The organism is Pseudomonas palmensis, assembly GCF_017848315.1.
Lineage (GTDB): Bacteria > Pseudomonadota > Gammaproteobacteria > Pseudomonadales > Pseudomonadaceae > Aquipseudomonas > Aquipseudomonas palmensis.
This window is the reverse complement of the sequence record NZ_JAFKEC010000001.1, coordinates 270039-287773: the sequence shown is the minus strand read 5'-3', so window position 1 is coordinate 287773 and position 17735 is coordinate 270039. Positions and strand designations below refer to the sequence as shown.

General features: G+C 63.6%; 21 protein-coding genes and 2 tRNA genes. 6 read left to right on the top strand and 17 right to left on the bottom strand.

Annotated features, from left to right (window positions below):
- Nucleotides 1-170: 170 nt before the first annotated feature.
- From JZZ72_RS01305 to JZZ72_RS01280, 6 genes are all read right to left on the bottom strand, one after another.
- Complete coding sequence (locus tag JZZ72_RS01305) at nt 171-1490, bottom strand: tyrosine-type recombinase/integrase (protein WP_210013915.1); 1320 nt, start codon at nt 1488-1490, stop codon at nt 171-173.
- Nucleotides 1491-1652: 162 nt separating this feature from the next.
- Nucleotides 1653-1728, bottom strand: a tRNA-Thr gene (locus JZZ72_RS01300).
- A 95-nt stretch (nt 1729-1823) separates the two neighbouring features.
- Entirely contained in the window at nt 1824-2087 is a 264-nt protein-coding gene (locus tag JZZ72_RS01295; RefSeq protein WP_054915796.1) for a hypothetical protein, read from the bottom strand.
- A 38-nt stretch (nt 2088-2125) separates the two neighbouring features.
- Entirely contained in the window at nt 2126-2506 is a 381-nt protein-coding gene (locus JZZ72_RS01290; RefSeq protein WP_043862226.1) for a hypothetical protein, read from the bottom strand.
- 17 nt (nt 2507-2523) lie between these two features.
- Nucleotides 2524-2730, bottom strand: coding sequence for a helix-turn-helix domain-containing protein (locus JZZ72_RS01285; protein ID WP_043862225.1), 207 nt, complete (start codon nt 2728-2730; stop codon nt 2524-2526).
- 9 nt (nt 2731-2739) lie between these two features.
- Nucleotides 2740-3318, bottom strand: coding sequence for a hypothetical protein (locus JZZ72_RS01280; RefSeq protein ID WP_210013914.1), 579 nt, complete (start codon nt 3316-3318; stop codon nt 2740-2742).
- Between the two features lie 520 nt (nt 3319-3838).
- On the opposite strand from JZZ72_RS01280, the gene JZZ72_RS01275 reads away from it, so the two are divergent.
- The gene (locus tag JZZ72_RS01275) at nt 3839-4198 is read left to right on the top strand and encodes an SMR family transporter (RefSeq protein ID WP_210013913.1); all 360 of its coding nucleotides are present in this window, start codon (nt 3839-3841) and stop codon (nt 4196-4198) included.
- Nucleotides 4192-4521, top strand: a complete 330-nt coding sequence (gene mdtI / locus JZZ72_RS01270; protein ID WP_043862222.1) for a multidrug/spermidine efflux SMR transporter subunit MdtI — start codon at nt 4192-4194, stop codon at nt 4519-4521. The genes JZZ72_RS01275 and mdtI overlap by 7 nt, the downstream gene beginning before the upstream one ends.
- 227 nt (nt 4522-4748) lie before the next feature.
- Here mdtI and JZZ72_RS01265 read toward each other — a convergent pair whose 3' ends face one another.
- From JZZ72_RS01265 to JZZ72_RS01215, 11 genes are all read right to left on the bottom strand, one after another.
- Nucleotides 4749-5957 carry a methyltransferase gene (locus JZZ72_RS01265; protein WP_210013912.1) on the bottom strand — a complete coding sequence of 403 codons (1209 nt, stop codon included), beginning with the start codon at nt 5955-5957 and terminating at the stop codon, nt 4749-4751.
- Nucleotides 5938-6627 carry an ABC transporter permease gene (locus tag JZZ72_RS01260; RefSeq protein ID WP_043862220.1) on the bottom strand — a complete coding sequence of 230 codons (690 nt, stop codon included), beginning with the start codon at nt 6625-6627 and terminating at the stop codon, nt 5938-5940. The genes JZZ72_RS01265 and JZZ72_RS01260 overlap by 20 nt, the downstream gene beginning before the upstream one ends.
- The gene (locus JZZ72_RS01255) at nt 6624-7319 is read right to left on the bottom strand and encodes an ABC transporter permease (RefSeq protein ID WP_054915792.1); all 696 of its coding nucleotides are present in this window, start codon (nt 7317-7319) and stop codon (nt 6624-6626) included. Before JZZ72_RS01255 ends, JZZ72_RS01260 begins: the two co-directional genes overlap by 4 nt.
- Before the next feature lie 55 nt (nt 7320-7374).
- The gene (locus JZZ72_RS01250; protein ID WP_043862218.1) at nt 7375-8136 is read right to left on the bottom strand and encodes an ABC transporter substrate-binding protein; all 762 of its coding nucleotides are present in this window, start codon (nt 8134-8136) and stop codon (nt 7375-7377) included.
- 13 nt (nt 8137-8149) lie between these two features.
- Nucleotides 8150-8923: an ABC transporter ATP-binding protein gene (locus JZZ72_RS01245; protein ID WP_088514664.1), complete on the bottom strand. Its 774-nt coding sequence runs from the start codon at nt 8921-8923 to the stop codon at nt 8150-8152.
- A 313-nt stretch (nt 8924-9236) separates the two neighbouring features.
- On the bottom strand, nt 9237-9671 hold the full coding sequence (locus JZZ72_RS01240; RefSeq protein ID WP_043862216.1) for a hypothetical protein: 435 nt from the start codon (nt 9669-9671) through the stop codon (nt 9237-9239).
- A 99-nt stretch (nt 9672-9770) separates the two neighbouring features.
- A complete protein-coding gene (locus JZZ72_RS01235; protein ID WP_054915790.1) occupies nt 9771-10181 on the bottom strand; it encodes a hypothetical protein in 411 nt (136 codons plus the stop codon).
- 116 nt (nt 10182-10297) lie between these two features.
- Nucleotides 10298-10373, bottom strand: a tRNA-Phe gene (locus JZZ72_RS01230).
- Nucleotides 10374-10464: 91 nt separating this feature from the next.
- Nucleotides 10465-10737 carry an oxidative damage protection protein gene (locus JZZ72_RS01225; RefSeq protein WP_043862214.1) on the bottom strand — a complete coding sequence of 91 codons (273 nt, stop codon included), beginning with the start codon at nt 10735-10737 and terminating at the stop codon, nt 10465-10467.
- Nucleotides 10734-11801, bottom strand: a complete 1068-nt coding sequence (gene mutY / locus JZZ72_RS01220; RefSeq protein ID WP_043862213.1) for an A/G-specific adenine glycosylase — start codon at nt 11799-11801, stop codon at nt 10734-10736. The genes JZZ72_RS01225 and mutY overlap by 4 nt, the downstream gene beginning before the upstream one ends.
- Nucleotides 11798-14032, bottom strand: coding sequence for an AsmA family protein (locus tag JZZ72_RS01215; RefSeq protein WP_054915789.1), 2235 nt, complete (start codon nt 14030-14032; stop codon nt 11798-11800). The genes mutY and JZZ72_RS01215 overlap by 4 nt, the downstream gene beginning before the upstream one ends.
- A 326-nt stretch (nt 14033-14358) precedes the next feature.
- On the opposite strand from JZZ72_RS01215, the gene JZZ72_RS01210 reads away from it, so the two are divergent.
- From JZZ72_RS01210 to JZZ72_RS01195, 4 genes are all read left to right on the top strand, one after another.
- The gene (locus JZZ72_RS01210; RefSeq protein WP_054915788.1) at nt 14359-16017 is read left to right on the top strand and encodes an OFA family MFS transporter; all 1659 of its coding nucleotides are present in this window, start codon (nt 14359-14361) and stop codon (nt 16015-16017) included.
- A gap of 185 nt (nt 16018-16202) precedes the next feature.
- Complete coding sequence (gene hisB, locus JZZ72_RS01205) at nt 16203-16796, top strand: imidazoleglycerol-phosphate dehydratase HisB (RefSeq protein ID WP_043862210.1); 594 nt, start codon at nt 16203-16205, stop codon at nt 16794-16796.
- Nucleotides 16796-17434 carry an imidazole glycerol phosphate synthase subunit HisH gene (hisH, locus tag JZZ72_RS01200; protein ID WP_043862209.1) on the top strand — a complete coding sequence of 213 codons (639 nt, stop codon included), beginning with the start codon at nt 16796-16798 and terminating at the stop codon, nt 17432-17434. The genes hisB and hisH overlap by 1 nt, the downstream gene beginning before the upstream one ends.
- Nucleotides 17434-17694, top strand: coding sequence for a DUF2164 domain-containing protein (locus JZZ72_RS01195; RefSeq protein ID WP_043862208.1), 261 nt, complete (start codon nt 17434-17436; stop codon nt 17692-17694). Before hisH ends, JZZ72_RS01195 begins: the two co-directional genes overlap by 1 nt.
- The last annotated feature ends 41 nt before the right edge of the window (nt 17695-17735 follow it).

Sequence of the window (17735 nt, the reverse complement as noted above, 5' to 3'; positions counted from 1 at the left end):
GTGGACATCAGTGGTTTTCCACAGACGTACTCTGTGCCAGCAGTTTTTTCTTAGGTATGGTCCTTTCAAACGGGGCGGCTTTGCAGCCCCGTTTGAAAGGACCCGCGCGGAGGAGCTTCATGCGGTGCTGTGGGTAACTTCACAGCGAGTTGAGGTGGTGGTGCGGCGGGCTACTCGGTCCTCTTGGCACTGCGAAGCCGCGTGACGTTCTCGCCCGTCTGCTTGGCAAACTCATGCGGCGTCACATGGTCCTCGCGGTTCGCCTCCAGAAACCGGCTCCACCAGGTCATGATCATCCGGCGCTCTTCGAGGAACTCGGCCTTGTGAGTATAGGCGGCGCGCACGTTGTTGCGTTCCTTGTGGCTCATCTGTCGCTCGATAGCCGTCTCTAACCACAGCCCGGACTCGACCAGCGCACTGCATGCCATGGCTCGGAATCCGTGGCCGCAGATATCCACCTTGGTGTCGTAGCCCATCGTCCTGAGCGCGGCATTCACTGTGTTCTCGGACATCGGCTTCCAAGGTTTGGCATCCCCCGCGAACACCAGGTCGAATTTGCCGGTGATCGCGTGGATCTGCTCAAGCAAGCCCACTGCTTGCGGCGATAAGGGTACAACGTGAATGTCTCCGGCCATTTTCGTACCCCTTGTGAAAAACGGTACGCCGTCGAGCGCCGGGCGAGTGTCGGGGATCTCCCAGATGCCGCGATTGAGGTCGAACTCGTTCCAGCGGGCGAAGCGCAGCTCGCTGGAGCGTACGAACACGTGCAGCGACAGCATCACGGTAAGGCGTGTGAGTGGGCGACCTTTGTAGACGTCGATGCGCGCCTGTAGCTCTGGCAGCCGCGATAAGGGTAGTGCGGGTCGATGTGTAACCCGTGGTGCTCTGATTGAGCCATCGAGGTCGTGGGCTGGGTTCGTCGTGATCAGCCGCAGCCGTTTGGCTTCGCGCATGATGCTTTGCAGGTAGTTCTTGATCCTGAGCGCCACGTCGATGGTGCCGCGCTTCGTCACGGCTTCTAGTGGCTGCATGAGGTCGTGGGTGTCCAACTCAACGATTGCCCTGGCACCGAGCAAAGGGAATACATGAGTCTTCAACCGGCTGAGTACAGTCTTGGCGTGGCCCGGCGCCCACTTGGGCACCATCCCGGCATACCAATCGAGCGCAACGCTTTCGAAGGTACGGCCATTGATTACGGCTTGCACCTTGGCCTGCTGCTTGGATTGGATGGGGTCAATGCCATTGGCGAGCTGCTGTTTGAGCTCGAAGCGCTTTTGGCGAGCGTCAGCCAGCCCGACCACCGGGTAATTGCCGAGTGAGGTCAGGCCCTCGCGACCATCGGGCTTCACGTACCTGACCCGCCAGCCTTTGCGACCGTTGGGCTTCACGAGCAGGTAAAGGCCATCGCCGTCAAAAAGCTTGTACTCACGTTCGCGAGCCTTTGCAGTGCGGCAGGCGTTGTCGGTAAGGGGAGCCGTTGTGCGAGCCATAAGGGTACTTTCCAATGTCGAATTGGTAGGTATCCTTAAAAGTACCCTTATTAGCGCTGGCTACCCTCGGAATCCGACGGAACGCCAAAACGAAAAAACCCGCCAAAAGGCGGGTTTTTCGGGGGTTCCAGAGATTTTGAAAGCTTTCTATGGAACCTTATATGGTGCCGGCACCAGGAGTCGAACCCGGGACCTACTGATTACAAGTCAGTTGCTCTACCAACTGAGCTATACCGGCATAGGGGCGCTATTATAGCGATCGGTTTGGTTCTGTAAACCACTTCCGCTCAATCTTGCGCAAGGCCACGGTTCACGTGGCCTGCAGCCCTTCTACTACCACCCGCGATGCAGGCTTTCGGCCGTCGGTTCGGCCTTGGCGGGGTCGAACAGCATCGGCTTCTGTTCATGGCAGCCACGCTTGCCGCATTTCACGTAGCGATGCGGCTGCGCCGGCAGGCCGTTGTCGCCCAGCACCTGCATCTGCGGCATGTCCCAGCCCGCAAGGCTGTCGCCGCGGCTGGCGTGCCCACCGGCACAGCCACCCAGCAGCAGGGCAAAGGCCACCAGGGCGATGGTGTTGAAGGTGTTCATGGTCATGTGTGTTTTCCCGATTGCATCATGCGGCCCGCAAGCCGTCAGTCCTTGTTCAATATCCGGTGAATCGTGCCGCCACAACCCTGGTAGCACTGGTCGTACTCGCGCCCGCAATCACTCGACAGCCCCGCGCTGTAGGGGTAGCTCGGGTAGTAGCAACTGCGCCGCGCATCCTTCTTGCTCTTGCCCTGCTGGCAGTACTGGTAACTGCGCATCTCGGACTGGTACAGGGCCTGGTTGGCGTTGTCCTGCATGCGTGCCAGTTGCCCGCAGTAGTTGCGCTGCTGCGAGCACGCGCTGATGCACTGCATGCCGTGCTGGCTCGGCGGTGGCGAATAGCGATAGGTGTAGCTCGGCCCACAGCCGCCCAGCAGGCCGGCGGCCAGCAGCAGCGCTGCGCGCCAGTGAAAGGTGATGCTCACGAGAGGGTGTTCCTTGTTCAGTCCTCGCTGAACTCCAGCAGGTCTCCCGGCTGGCACTTCAGCGCGCGACACAGCTTCTCCAGGGTCTCGATCTTGAAACCCTTGATCTTGCCGTTCTTCAGCAACGATAAGTTAGCTTCGGTAATGCCAATAATCTCGGCCAGGTCCTTGGAACGGATCTTGTTCCGGGCCATCACGACGTCGAGCCTGATGATTATCGGCATGGGGCTAGGCTAGACATAACAGTTGTGTTCATCGCTGATGGTCTTGGCGTCACGCATGAGGAGGGAGAAGGCACACAGCAATATGCCCTTCATGATCTCGTAAACCGCCGCGGATGATACACCGATCCTCACGCTGAAGCTCCTTTCGCCTGGCGGCAGGTCGATGCAGAAGGCCAGGCCCTGCAAGGTGGCGATCACCGGCCACAGCAACGGCAGGCCGATGCACAGCAGGCCCACCCACCACAGCAGCTTGATGTTGGAGGCCGTCCACGTCTGCCCGCGTGACAGGCGGATGAAGAACAGGCCGGTGAGGTACAGGGCCAATACCGACAGGCTGGCCGGGATCATGTCCAGGGTGATGACCAGTGCCTGGGCCAGGACGCTGGGCTGGAAGCCCGGCGCCACCAGCAGGGGCATCTGGTCGGCGAAGCTTTGCAGGTAGGCGGCCAGCACGTCGTGCCGGTCGAAAAGCCAGAACCAGGCATTGCAGCCAAATTCGGCCAGCGCCGTACCCCACGCCAGCAACGCCGCAAAGGCACCGATTGCACGCAGACGCGAGCGTGCGTAGGCCACTGTTTTGCTGTTCATGGTTTTTCCTTGGTCTGGTTTGAACGGGGCGGATTATTGAGCAAAAATTATCGCAGTACAATAATTAATTGGTGTGGGATGAGGTGGTGTGGCGATTTGACTCGCAGGGGGGCGGGGTCAGCGTTGCGGCCTTCGCGGGTCAGGCCCGCTCCCACAGGGATCGCCGCCAACCTTGTGGGAGCGGGCTTGACCCGCGATTGGGCCTTACAGGCTACGCCAGATTTGGGAATTATAATTTACGCGCCTTGCAGCCACCTTTCAGGGGCTTTCACCAAATAACGAATGATCCGCAGCAAAATTCATTAGGCATTCTCTATCGATTTGACTTCCACAATGCCCTCAGCTAATTTGTTGTGCATTATGTTGAACACTCAAGCGTTGCCGCTCCTCACCTCCCGCCTGGTTTCCCGTGAACGTCACTGGACCGGCGACCTCTAGCGCCACCCTCCCAAACCCCGGCTTTTTTGCTGACGCCCCCGTCAGCCCCTCGCGTTTTTTGTAATGCCCATGGGAGGGCACCATGCGTTCCTGGATCTATCTGTTCATCGCTATCGTGGCCGAAGTGATCGGCACCACGTCGATGAAATTCGCCGCCGATCATTCGCCGGTTCTCGGTCACGCCCTCATGTACGCCATGATCGGCCTGTCCTACGGCTTTCTCGCGCTCGCCGTGAAGCGCGTGCCGCTGGGTGTGGCCTACGCCCTGTGGGAAGGCATCGGCATCGTGCTGATCACCGTGGTCAGCGTCACCTGGCTGGGTGAAAGCATCGGCCTGCTCAAGGCCCTGGGCCTGGGCGTGATGATCGCGGGTATCCTGCTGATCAAGTCCGGTACCCGCAGCGCCCGCCGTGAAACCACCGGGGAGGCCCTGCCATGCTGAGCCTGCAAGTGATCCCCTTTGCCTGGCTGGCACTGGCCATCGTGCTCGAGGTGCTCGCCAACCTGCTGCTCAAGTACTCCGATGGCCTGCGCAAGCGCTGGGTCGCTGCGGCGTCGATCGTCTGTGTGCTGGCCGCCTTCACGGCGCTGGCCCAGGCGGTCAAGGACATCCCCCTGTCGATGGCCTACGCCATCTGGGGCGGCTTCGGCATTCTTGCCACCGTGGCCATGGGCTGGGCCCTGTTCGGCCAGCGCCTGGCCGGTCGCGGCTGGCTTGGCCTGCTGCTTCTGCTGGGCGGCATGGGCCTGCTGAAACTGGCCTGATCGCAGCCCTTAGAGCCATTCGCGAAAATGCTTATGCACAAGCTGCATGCCAACTCGGCGCGTAGTGCATCGCCAGTGGCCAGCCCGTTCGTCTTTGCGCAAATGGCTGTTTTTGCTCAGGTTTAGAAGGTGAACAAAAAATGACCAGCTGTCGCCAGCCCTTGTCGGGCGGCTTTTTCAGCGATTCATCAAAATGTTGCGCACAGACTTATCCACAGGTTTGCACGTCAACCGCGCTCTGCCAAAAGCATCAGATTCCGAGGCGTGAGAGGGTAGGGGCAGAAGCTGCCAAGGCGCACCTCGAAGCCCTGTTCGCCCAGGTACAGTGCGCGATCCAACACCAGCCACAGCTCCAATGGGCGGCGGAACAGGTTGCGCACCTGTTCAAGGTTGCGCACCCGGGCCAGTCGCGCCCAGCCAGCCTGTTCCAGTGCCGCCCAATCGGGCGCACCCGTTACCTGCAGCCCCTTGAGTTCGGCCAGGTCCTGGCAGTACTGCGCGAAGGGCTTGTGCAGCCAGTGGCTGGGGAGCGAAGGGGTGGGCAGGTAGCTGTCGCAGCCGCGTACCTCGCGCTGCAGCAGATCGAAGCCCAGGCGCCGCGCCATCGACGCGTCACGCTGGCGGCGCACGCGGTTGCCGGCGGTGACGGTTTCGCTCAGCGGCAGGCCCAGGTCGTCGACCGACAGGCTCAACGTCGAAGCTTGAGCGGCTGTGGATAACGGTTGGTAGTGCGCTGCGCTGATACGGTTGTAGCAGCACGGCGCAATCGCCAGCTGACGGCAGCCGCCAGCGCTGGCCAGTTGCATCAGGCGCACGTGCAGGTCGCCGCAGGCATGCAGCGCAACGGCGGTGTGCTGGCTGCCCAGCTGGGTGGCAGCATCGGCGGCCATCACGTCCTGCAGGCGATGCTCCGCAGGCAAGCGGTGGTGCTGGCTGAGCTGTTCGCCGGCCAACACCAGCGCGGGGTCGTGTTCCAGGCAGGTCAGTTGCTGCGCCGGGCCCAGCAGGCGCCGGCCCAGGTGCCCCTTGCCCGCACACCAGTCCAGCCAGTGCGTGGGCTGGCGGGCAAAATCAAGGCGCCCTGCAAAGGCCTCGATCTGCTGCCATTTGCGCCCTGGCACGTCCACGTTCAGGCGCGGGTTGGCAGGGGCCAGCTCGATTGTGGATAACTCGCCCACCGCCGACAGCGCCTGGCACTGGGCGGCCAGCTGTGGATAAGGTGCGGGGGCGTTTTCAGGCGGGGTGTCGGCCTCGCTCAGCGGCCGCTGGCGCAGCCAGTGGCTCAGGGCGGGGTGCTCGCGCTCCCACGGCAGGTGCAGCTGGGTAAACGGCCGCGGCCGCCACAGGCCCTGGTGCTCCAGCAAAAAGCTGTTAAGGGCCTGGAAGCGGCTATGCAGTGGCTCGCCCTGCAGTACCTCAGCGGCCCTGGCAGGCATCGACCCGCAACCAGCGCTCGAGCACCTTGAAGCCCTGCACCAGCAGGAACGAGATCAGCAGGTAGAACAGGCCGGCGGCAAAGAAGATCTCCACCGGCAGGTAGGTGCGCGCGATGATCGTGCGTGCCATGCCGGTCAGTTCCAGCAGGGTCACGGTACTGGCCAGGGCGCTGGCCTTGAGCATCAGGATCACTTCGTTGCTGTAGGCCGGCAGGCCGATGCGCGCCGCGCGCGGCAGCATGATGTAGAACAGCGCCTTGGCCCGGGACATGCCCAGCGCCCGCGCCGCCTCGATCTCCCCGCGCGGGATGGCCTGCAGCGCGCCCCGCAGGATCTCGGCGATGTAGGCGGCGGTGTGCAGGGTCATGGTCAGCACGGTGCACCAGAACGGATCGCGCAGGTACGGCCACAGGGCGCTGTTGCGCACGATCTCGAACTGCGCCATGCCGTAGTACACCAGAAACAGCTGCACCAGCAGCGGCGTGCCACGGAAGAAGAAGATGTAGCCATACGGCAGCGCGCGCACGTACCAGTGGCGCGAGGAGCGGGCGATGCCCAGCGGGATGGCCAGGATCAGCCCGGCGATGACCGCGATGGCCACCAGCTCCAGGGTCAGGGTCGCGCCCTGGGCCAGGCGTGGCAGCCACTTGATGATCACTTCCCAGTTCATTGGTTGGCCCTCGCGAAGCCGCGTGCGGCGCGTTTTTCCAGGAAGTGCATGCCGATCATCGCAAGGATGGTCAGGCCCAGGTAGATGATTGCCGCCACCATGTAGAAGGTGAACGGCTGCTTGGTGACGGTCACGGCCACCTGTGAGTGGCGCATGATCTCTTCAAGGCCGATCACCGACACCAGCGCGGTGTCCTTCATCAGGATCATGAACAGGTTGCCCAGGCCGGGCAGGGCGATGCGCCACATCTGCGGCAGGATCAGCCGCGAGAAGATCCGCGCCTTGGACAGGCCCAGGGCCAGGCCCGCTTCGCGGTGGCCTTTGGGGATGGCCAGGATCGCGCCACGGAACACTTCGGTGGCATAGGCACCGAAGCACAGGCCCAGAGCGATCACGCCGGCAGAAAAGGCGCTCAGCTCAAGGCCGGGAATATTCAGGAGGTCGCCCAGCTTGCTCATCAGGCTGACGGTGCCGAAGTAGATCAGCAACACCCACAGCAGCTCGGGCACGCCGCGCACCAGGGTCGAGTAGAAACCGCCAAGCCACTGCAGCGGCTTGTACGGCGATGTCTTGGCCAGGGCGCCGAGCAACCCCAGCACCAGCCCCAGGCACAGGGCCGACAGCGCCAGTTGCACGGTCATCAGGGTGCCAGCCGCCAGGGCCGGACCGAATCCGTAGAGATCAATATTCATGGGCAGGCTTGTTCAGGGACGGGCACCGCCGCAGGGGCGGTGCCGGTCGGGCGAATCAATAGATGCTGAAAGGGAAGTACTTGTCGTTGATCTTCTTGTAGGTGCCGTCGGCAACGATTTCCTTGAGGGCGGCGTTCAGCCTGTCGCGCAGCTGGGTGTCACCCTTGCGCACGGCAATGCCGACCTTGTCGCTCTCGTTGACCGGGTCGCCCTTGAACTCGTAGTTCTTGCCGGCATCGGACTTGAGCCAGTCGTAGTTGGCGTACTTGTCGGCCAGGATGGCGTCCAGGCGGCCGGAGGTCAGGTCCAGGTAGGCGTTTTCCTGGCCGTCGTACAGGTTGACCTTGAAGTCGCCGTCCATGCCGCCGTTGTCGTCCAGCCAGGTTGCGGCCTGGGTGGCGCGCTGGGTGCCGATGGTCTTGCCCTTGAGCGAGGCGCGGTCGGTCTTGAAGTCGACGTTTTTCGGGGCGATGAACTGCTGCTTGTTGGAGTAGTACGGGTCGGTGAAGTCAACGGCCTGCTTGCGCTCGTCGGTGATCGACAGCGACGAGATCAGGAAGTCGAATTTCTTGGCGTTCAGGGCCGGGATGATGCCGTCCCAGTCGGAGGTGACCACTTCGCATTCGACCTTCATCTTGGCGCACAGGGCGTCGCCGATGTCCTTGTCGAAGCCTACGACCTGGCCGCTGGCATCCTTGTTGTTGAAGGGCGGGTAGGCCGCTTCGATGCCCATTTTCAGCTTTTCGGCGGCCATGGCGTTGGCCGAGAACACCAGGGTGGCGGCAGCGGCCAGGAGGAATTTCTTGTAGTTCTGCATGCGTGTTGCTCCGTTAGCGGTTGCTGGACATGAATTGTTTACAACGCGCCGAGTTCGGGTTTTCGAAAACCTGCTGCGGCGATCCTTGCTCTTCCACCAGGCCCTGGTGCAGGAAGATGACTTCACTGGACACCTGCCGGGCGAAGCTCATTTCATGGGTAACCAGTAGCATGGTACGGCCTTCTTCGGCCAGCGCGCGGATCACGTTGAGCACTTCCTGGACCATTTCCGGGTCCAGCGCCGAGGTGGGCTCGTCGAACAGAATGACCTTGGGCTTCATCGCCAGGGTGCGCGCAATGGCGGCACGCTGCTGCTGGCCGCCGGAGAGTTCGGCCGGGTAGCTGTGGCGCTTGTTGTGGATGCCGACCTTGTCCAGCAGCGCCTCGGCGTGCTCGATGGCCTCGGCCTTGCTCTGGCCGAGCACGCGGCGCGGCGCCTCGATGATGTTGTCGAGCACGCTCATGTGCGGCCACAGGTTGAAGTTCTGGAACACGAAGCCGATCTCGCTGCGCAGGCGGTTGATCTGCCTGTTGTCGGCGGCGATCAGTTCGCCGTTCTTGCCGGCCTTGAGCCTGAGCTCTTCACCGGCGACCAGGATCTGGCCTTCGTGGGGGTTTTCCAGCAGGTTGATGCAGCGCAGCAAGGTGGACTTGCCGGAACCGGACGACCCCAGGATCGAAATCACGTCGCCGTCGCGGGCGGTCAGCGAAATGCCCTTGAGAATCTCCTGCGCGCCGTAGCGCTTGTGCAGGTTGCGGATTTCCAGCGCGGGCGTGGCCTGGGCCATGTGCGGTCCTCTTGAGTTCTGGTGCGTGCCTGCTGTTGTCGGCCTTCCTGGCGAGGCGCAACGCTAGCATAGCGCTCGAACGACAGCCAACAACGGCGGGCGGGGCGAAGGGCCTGTGGGCAGGTGGGTGTCGCATCGATGCAGCGGACTGTCGCGCGGATGACCGCGCACCCCATTTCCACGGGCCGTAGCCGTGATGAAAAAAGGCGCGATGGTGCCAGTTTTGGCCGATGCTGGAAAGCCGTTTTTGACCGGTTGCACAGCATCCGGGGGTTTTGCCGGCCCTGGGCTGCGGCGCAGCCCGGGTCGTTGCTCAACCGAATTTCTTCTGCTTGGAGACGATCTCCGACGCCTGCACATAGGCGTCCTGGAACTCGTCGCTCTCCAGCCACTGCATCGCTTGGGCCTCTTCGGTGCCGTCCAGCCAGTGGCGGTAGGCGCAGAACACCTTGCAGATGTAGTCGGTGGAGTGTTCTTCCTTGTGCCCCTTGAGCACCAGGGCCAGCAGCGGGTCGACCAGGAACACGGCAATCATCGAGGCCAGGCCGGTGTCCTGGGCCTGTTTCATCTTCTCGAACAGCGCGGTGTAGCTGCCCGATTCCATGGCCTTGGTGAACACCTGCTCGACGCTGGCGCTGGCGCTCTCGCCGCTGCTCTTGACCGCCTGGCCGCTGCGTACCATGCGGTTCTCGCGGGCCTTGCTGGCGGCGCGCTTGGCGCGTTTTTGCTGTTTGCTGCTGGAAGCCATTGCGGGTAATCCTTGAAAGAAGGTGATGCGTGGCGCTATTGAACCTCACTCCCTCGGCAAACCCAAGCCTGTGTCGCCGCGTGCAGCAGGGGCGTGCCGCTAGGGCAGCCGCCCGCACAGCGCATTGCCTTCATAGCCGTGCATGATCGGCGCCAGGAACATGAACGGGCCGCAGGCATTGAGGTAGGGGTTCTTGTCGACGCTGTGGGTGGTGTACATCAGCACGCGCTCGTCGCCGAACCTGTCGTGGCCGAACGCGGCTTCGGTGTAGGTCGAGCACACCGGCAGCTTCAGCGGCACGGGCAGCACCACCAGCCACAGGCTGATGCCGCACCATTCCCGGGTGGCTTCGGAACGTTCGGTGCGGGTGATGTGCGGGGTGATATCACGGCCGAGCAGCTGGCGGTAGGTGTCGGTCTTTTCGACGCGGGTCTGGGGCGAGGCGGACTTGAAGCCGACGCAACCGTTCAGGCACACCAGCGCAAGCGCCGTCATCACAAGCCTTTTCATCCATGAACCCTGGTAGGCGCCGGCCTGGCCGGCGAAGGTGACGACCTGGCGAGCACCAAATCGCAGGCAATAAAAAACCCCAAGGAATCACTTCGCTTGGGGCTTTTCGGTATTAGTGGTGCCCAGAGACGGAATCGAACCGCCGACACGGGGATTTTCAATCCCCTGCTCTACCGACTGAGCTATCTGGGCAACGGGGCGCATTAAAAGCGTTTTTCGGATTTGCGTCAACGACTTTTTGAAAATTTATTAAATTAATTCCGTCGCTTACGAATTTCCGGGGTTATTCGGCAGGCGGCACGTAGCCTTCGGCCTTCTCGTATTCTTCGCCGGAGAAGAACTTGTCCATCTCGCCCTGGAGGTACTTGCGGTCCTCGGCGTTCATCATGTTCAGGCGCTTCTCGTTGATCAGCATGGTCTGTTCCTTCTGCCAGTCGGCCCAGGCTTTCTGCGAGATATGCTCGAAAATGTCCTGGCCCTTGGCGCCGGGATACGGCGGGCGCTCCAGGCCAGGCAGCTCTTCTTTGTACTTGCGGCACATTACGGTGCGGGTCATGACGACTCTCCTGCATTCAATACGTGGGCCGCGCGTTTGAGCAGTTTCTTGACCGGGGCAGCAAGGCCCAGGCGCGGCGGGGTGGCGAGGTTATACCAGAGCCAGTCGGCCTCGGCCACGTGGTCACCCTGGGGGGCCACCGGCACCAGCCAGGGTTGGATCGCCAGCTGGAAGTGGCTGAAGGTGTGGGTCAGGCTGTCCAGCGCCACGGGCTCGCCCAGGTTCACCCCGTGCTGCTCGGCCAGGTGTTGCAGGTCGTCGAGGCTGTCCAGCTCCGGCAGGCTCCACAAGCCGCCCCACAGGCCGCTGGACGGGCGCCGGTAGAGCAGGATGGCGCCCTCGTTGTTGGCCAGCAGCGGCATCAGTGTGCTGCGCTGGGGCAGGGTCTTGCGCGGCTTGGGGATCGGGTAGCGGATCTCCTGGCCGAGCATGTGCGCCTCGCAGCCGCGCTCCAGCGGGCACAGCAGGCAACTGGGCTTGCTGCGCGTGCACAGGGTGGCGCCCAGGTCCATCATCGCCTGGGTGTAGTGGTTGACCCGGCTGTGGGGGGTAAAGCGCTCGGCGTTGGCCCACAGCGCCTTGGCCACCTTGGGCTCGCCCGGGTAGCCTTCCTGCGCGGTGTAGCGGGCCAGCACGCGCTTGACGTTGCCGTCCAGGATCGGCGCACGCAGGCCCATGCTGATGCTGGCGATTGCCCCGGCAGTGGACAGGCCGATGCCGGGCAGCTCGGTGAGCTTCTCGACATCGCGCGGGAATTGGCCGGCGTACTGCTCCACCACGATCTTCGCGGTCTTCTGCAGGTTGCGCGCGCGGGTGTAGTAGCCCAGCCCGGTCCACAGGTGCAGCACCTCGTCCTCCGGCGCCGCGGCCAGGGCCTCGACGCTGGGCAGGGCTTGCATGAAGCGCCCGAAGTAGTTGAGCACGGTGCTCACCTGGGTCTGTTGCAGCATGATCTCCGACACCCACACCCGGTACGGGGTGATGCCCTGTTGCCAGGGCAGGTCGTGGCGGCCGTTACGGTCGTACCATTCCAGCACGGCGCTGGAAAACTGCTCGGGATTCATCGTTTGAACAGGCCCTTGAGTGCGTCTTTGAGTTCGGGACTGACCTTGTCACCCAGCTTTTCGTTGAGCTTTTCCTGCAGCTTGTTGCCCAGCGCCTTGCCGGCCAGCTTGCCCAGGCCATCCTTGTCCACGCGGCAGGCCTTGGCACCCAGCTCCAGCGGGCCACGGCAGCGCAGCGGGAACTCCAGCCCCACGTAGCGCTCGTTGACCTGGCAGGCCGGGTCGGGCATGTCGCGCTTGTCGCCCTCGACGATCACGCCCACGCGGTAGTCCATGCCCAGCACGCGCAGGTCGAGGTCGCCGTGGCCGTTGACGGTCAGGCCCGGGATGCGCACCTTCAGGTCCGGGTTGCTGGCCACGCCGTTGCGCAGCACCAGGCTGCCCTTGAGTTCCTGGAACGGGGTGTCCTTGCCGCGTGGTTCGCCGCTCAGGGCCTTGCGGTTGAGGGTGGCGATGCCCTGGCACAGCTGCTGCTCGAGGTTGGCATTGACCAGCACACCGTTGTTGATGACGAAGCTGGCGTTGCCATTGAGGGTGTCGATCAGCGCCTTCTGGCTGTTGCCGCTGCCGGTCAGGTTGCTGCTCAGGGTCAGCAGGCCCTTGACCGGCGGGGTGTCGGTCTGGCTCTTGATGAAGTGCTCCACCGGTACGCGGTTGACCTGGGTACTCAGGCCGATCTGCGGTACCGCAGGGCGCACGTCGAGGGTGCCCTTGGTAGCGAAGTCGCCGTTGTAGAGGCCGCCCTGCAGGGTGTCCAGGGTGATCAGGCCACCCTGGCCACGGGCCTTGAGCACGGCGTTCTGGATAGGCAGCTGTTCAAGGGTGAGCACGCCGAAGCTCAGGTCTGCCTGCAGGTCGAGTACGCGCAGGCGGTCCACCGGCAGCAGCTTGTCGGTGCTCCAGGCGGTCTTGGTGGGTGCGTCCGGCAGCGGTGTGGTGCCGGCTCCGGCCAGCGCACCGGCTTCATTCTGCTGCACCTCGGCCTGGCGCGCGGCCTTGGCGCCGGTGGCGGCCTCGCTCTTGGCCGGCAGGTAGCGGTCGGCATTGAACGTGTCGGCTTTTAGCTGCACGCGCAGGGCTTGCTTGGCGAAGTCATCCACCGCCAGGCGGCCGGTGAAGGTGCTGTCGTCGAGCTTCACTGCCAGGTCTTCCAGAGCCAGGCGGGTGGGGCTGCCTTCCAGGCGGCTGACCAGCTCGAACTTGCCCAGGGTGGCGGCATCGGCCATCGGTGGCACTGCCACGCCGACGCTGTCGAGGAACGTGCGCAGGTCGAGCTGGGCGATGGACAGGCCGCCGGTGAGCTTGGGCGTGCTGTTCAGGTCACGCACGTTCAGCTCGCCCAGAGCGCGCAGCTGGTTGGCCGACAGCTTCAGGCCGTTCCATTCGGCGACGTTCGCGGCCATGTCCACCAGCAACTGGCCCTGGGCGGCGAAGGTCATGGTCTTGCCCTGCAGCGGCTCGCCGGAGGCTTCGCCACTGAGCTTCATGTCTTCGAACTGATAGCGCTTGAGCGCACGGTCGAAGCGCAGCTCGCCCTTGAGCTCGGTGCGGGCGCGCAGGGCCGGCTGGCCAGCGCTGAAGAAGGCGGTCATGGTCAGCGGAATGTTGACCCCTTCGTGAACCGCGCCGGTGCTCAGCTGGATGCTCTCGGCGCTGAAACTCTGGCCGCTTTGCGCATCGCTGTACTGCACCTTGGCGTTGTTCACGGTGAGGCTGTCGATGTCCAGCTTGACCGGGCGCTCGGCGGCGGCCGGCTTGGCCGGGGCCTCGCCTGGGGCGGGTGTGCCGGCGCTGCCTTCGGCCGGTGCAGCCGGGGTGGCGGCCGGCAGCGGCTTGCCGATGTCTTCCCAGTTGCCGTGGCCGTGCTCGTCGCGGGCCAGGGTCAGGTTAAGGCCCTCGACGCGCACGTCGCTCATCTGCACTTCACGGCGCAGCAGCGGCAGTACACGCACCGACAGGCCGAGCATCTGCAGGTCGGCGAATGGCACCTTGGGATTGTTGAGCGTGGCGATGCTCGCCTCGTGCAGTTCCAGCCCCAGCCACGGGAACAGGCTCCAGCCGATGTCGCCGTTGAGCGTCAGCTCGACGTGGGCCTTGTCGCGTGCCAGCTGGCGGATCTCGTCTTTGTAGTCGTTGGGATCGAAGAGGTGGGTCAGGGCAAAGCCCAGCGCCACAATGATCAGCAACAACCCGAGTATCACCAGCCCCAGGATTTTGCCGAACGCTTTCATGGGCGAGTCCTTGTAGTCCGATTGTAAAATTCAGCCGCAGAGTATAGCCCCGTGCAGGGCGCGCGGGCGCGGCGCGACCCGGGTTTGGACAGCAACCGGCGGGGCAGTTCCTGACACGGGGGTATCAGTTTTCGCAAAAACCACAGTATCAGCCTAATTTCAGCGAGTGCGGCGAATGGTACTCTCTCGCGCCTCCACGGTCCCGTTGCGGCCGATTGTCGCGTCAAAGGGCCGGTTGCCAGATAAACGACGTGCTGCCCCTGGCAGCCAAAGTCGCAGGCAGCAGGCCTGGTCGGTGGAGCATCCATATCACGAGGGGAACAACAATGAGCAGCACTACGGTGGGCGGCATCGCCAGTACGCCCGGCTTCCTGTCCAAGGAACGCATTGTCGCCAGGGCCGGTTTCAACCGCTGGCTGGTGCCACCGGCGGCCCTGGCCATTCACCTGTGCATCGGCATGGCCTATGGCTTTTCGGTGTTCTGGCTGCCGCTGTCGCAGGCCATCGGTATCAGTGCGCCGGTGGCGTGTGCGCCGGAGATGAGCTTCGTGGCGCGCCTGTTCACCGCCGAGTGCGACTGGCCGATCTCGATGCTGAGCTGGATCTACACGCTGTTCTTCGTGTTCCTCGGTTGTTCGGCGGCCATCTGGGGCGGCTGGCTGGAGCATGCCGGGCCGCGCAAGGCCGGGGTGGTCTCGACCCTGTGCTGGTGCGGTGGCCTGCTGATGTCGGCGCTGGGGGTGTACACCCACCAGCTGTGGCTGATGTGGCTGGGCAGTGGCGTGATCGGCGGTATCGGCCTGGGGCTGGGCTACATTTCGCCGGTATCGACGCTGATCAAGTGGTTCCCGGACAAGCGCGGCATGGCCACCGGCATGGCGATCATGGGCTTTGGCGGCGGCGCCATGGTCGGCGCGCCACTGGCGGCGGCGCTGATGAGCCACTTCGCCGGCCCTGACGGGGTGGGCGTGTGGCAGAGCTTCGTGGTGATGGCGCTGATCTACTTCGTGTTCATGCTCGGCGGCGCCCTGGCCTACCGCGTGCCGCCCACCGGCTGGAAGCCCGAAGGCTGGAGCGCGCCGCAGAAAAAGGCCGGCAACGCGATGATCACCCACCGCCACGTGCACGTCAGCGTGGCGTGGAAGACGCCGCAGTTCGCGCTGATCTGGCTGGTGCTGTGCCTTAACGTGTCGGCCGGCATCGGCATTCTGGGCATGGCCTCGCCGCTGCTGCAGGAAGTGTTCGCCGGCAAGCTACTGGGCAACGACCTGAGCTTCAGCCAGCTGGATGCCACGCAACTGGCGCAGATTGCCGCCATTGCCGCCGGCTTCACCGGGTTGCTGAGCCTGTTCAACATCGGCGGGCGTTTCTTCTGGGCCTCGTTCTCCGACTACATCGGGCGCAAGAACACCTATTTTGCCTTCTTCGCCCTGGGCGTGGCGCTGTATGCGCTGATCCCGAACATGGGCCACCTGGGCAACATCGCGCTGTTCGTGGCGGCGTTCTGCATCATCCTGTCGATGTACGGTGGCGGCTTCGCCACGGTGCCGGCGTACCTGGCCGACCTGTTCGGCACGCAGATGGTGGGCGCCATTCACGGTCGCCTGCTGACCGCCTGGGCGGCAGCCGGGGTGCTGGGCCCGGTGCTGATCACCTACCTGCGCGAGTATCAGCTGGAGATGGGCGTGGAGCGGGCGGCGGCGTATGACATGACCCTGTACATCCTGGCCGGGCTGCTGGCGCTGGGCTTTTTGTGCAACGCGCTGGTGCGGCCGGTGGCCGACAAGTACTTCATGACCGATGCGCAACTGGCGGCCGAACAGGCGCTGGGGCACGACAAGGGCGCCAATGGCAGCACCGTGCTGGAGTGGAAGGCCGCGCCGGGCAGCCGGCCGCTGGTGATTGCCGCGTGGCTGGTGGTGGGTATTCCGCTGGCGTGGGGGGTGTGGGTGACCCTGCAGAAGACTGCGGTGCTGTTCCATTAAAGGCATCGCGGGTCAAGCCCGCTCCTACAAGGATCTCTGCTGACCGTGTGGGAGCGGGCTTGACCCGCGATGAGGCCGGTACTGCTGACGCAAATTCCCCGCCAACTGTCTTCTTCGTTCCAAGCCACGCGTATCTAGGCCTATAATGGACACCTTTTTCGCCCAATGATTTTGCGGAGCTGGTGATGGTCGAACGTACGGCTAGCGTCGAGCGCAATACTCTGGAAACCCAGATCAAGGCCTCGATTAACCTGGATGGCAGCGGCAAGGCCCGATTCGATATCGGTGTGCCTTTCCTCGAACACATGCTCGACCAGATCGCCCGACATGGGCTGATCGATCTGGACATCGAGTGCAAGGGCGACCTGCACATCGACGATCACCATACCGTCGAAGACGTCGGTATCACCCTGGGCCAGGCATTCAACCAGGCCATCGGCGACAAGAAGGGCATCCGCCGCTACGGCCATGCCTACGTGCCGCTGGACGAGGCGCTGTCGCGCGTGGTCATCGACTTCTCCGGCCGCCCGGGCCTGGAGATGCACGTGCCCTTCACCCGCGCCACCGTGGGCGGTTTCGACGTCGACCTGTTCCAGGAATTCTTCCAGGGCTTTGTCAACCACGCCAACGTCTCCCTGCACATCGACAACCTGCGCGGGCACAACACCCACCACCAGATCGAGACCGTGTTCAAGGCCTTCGGCCGCGCACTGCGCATGGCCATCGAGCTGGACGAACGCATGGCCGGCCAGATGCCGTCGACCAAGGGCTGCCTGTAATGCAGACGGTAGCCGTTATCGACTACGGCATGGGCAACCTGCACTCGGTGGCCAAGGCCCTGGAGCACGTGGGCGCCGGCAAGGTGCTGATCACCAGCGATGCTGCGGTGATCCGCGAGGCCGACCGCGTGGTGTTCCCGGGTGTGGGCGCGATCCGCGACTGCATGGCCGAGATTCGCCGCCTGGGCTTCGACAGCCTGGTGCGTGAAGTCAGCCAGGACCGCCCCTTCCTCGGCATCTGCGTGGGCATGCAGGCCCTGCTCGACCACAGCGAAGAGAACGACGGCGTCGATTGCATCGGCCTGTTCCCGGGCAATGTGCGCTTCTTCGGCAAGGGCCTGCACGAGGACGGCGAGCACCTTAAGGTGCCGCACATGGGCTGGAACGAAGTGTCCCAGGCCATCGACCACCCGCTGTGGCACGACATCCCCGACCGTGCGCGCTTCTACTTCGTGCACAGCTACTACATCACCGCCGCCAACGCGGCGCAGGTGGCGGGCAGTGGTCACTATGGCGTCGACTTTGCCGCCGCGCTGGCCGACGGCTCGCGCTTTGCCGTGCAGTTCCACCCGGAGAAGAGCCATACCCATGGCCTGCAGCTGCTGCAGAACTTCGCCGGCTGGGATGGTCGCCGGTAATGGGCAAGTCCCGCGCCAAGCGGCCGATCCTCACCCTCGCGCCTGAAGAAGAGCGCGAGGCGCTGGCCAAGCTCAAGCGTTTTCTCGAAGACCGCTTCGAGCTTGAGCTGGGTTCGTTCGAGGTGGCTGAAGTGCTGGAGCTGTTCAGCCAGGAGATTGCACCGCATTACTACAACAGGGCGATTTTCGATGTGCAGGCGCACCTCAAAGAGAGGTTCGAAAGCATTGAAAGCGACTTGTGGTCGCTCGAGAAGAACTGACTTCCCGAGCTCACTGTTTACCGAATAGACAGGTTCCCCAG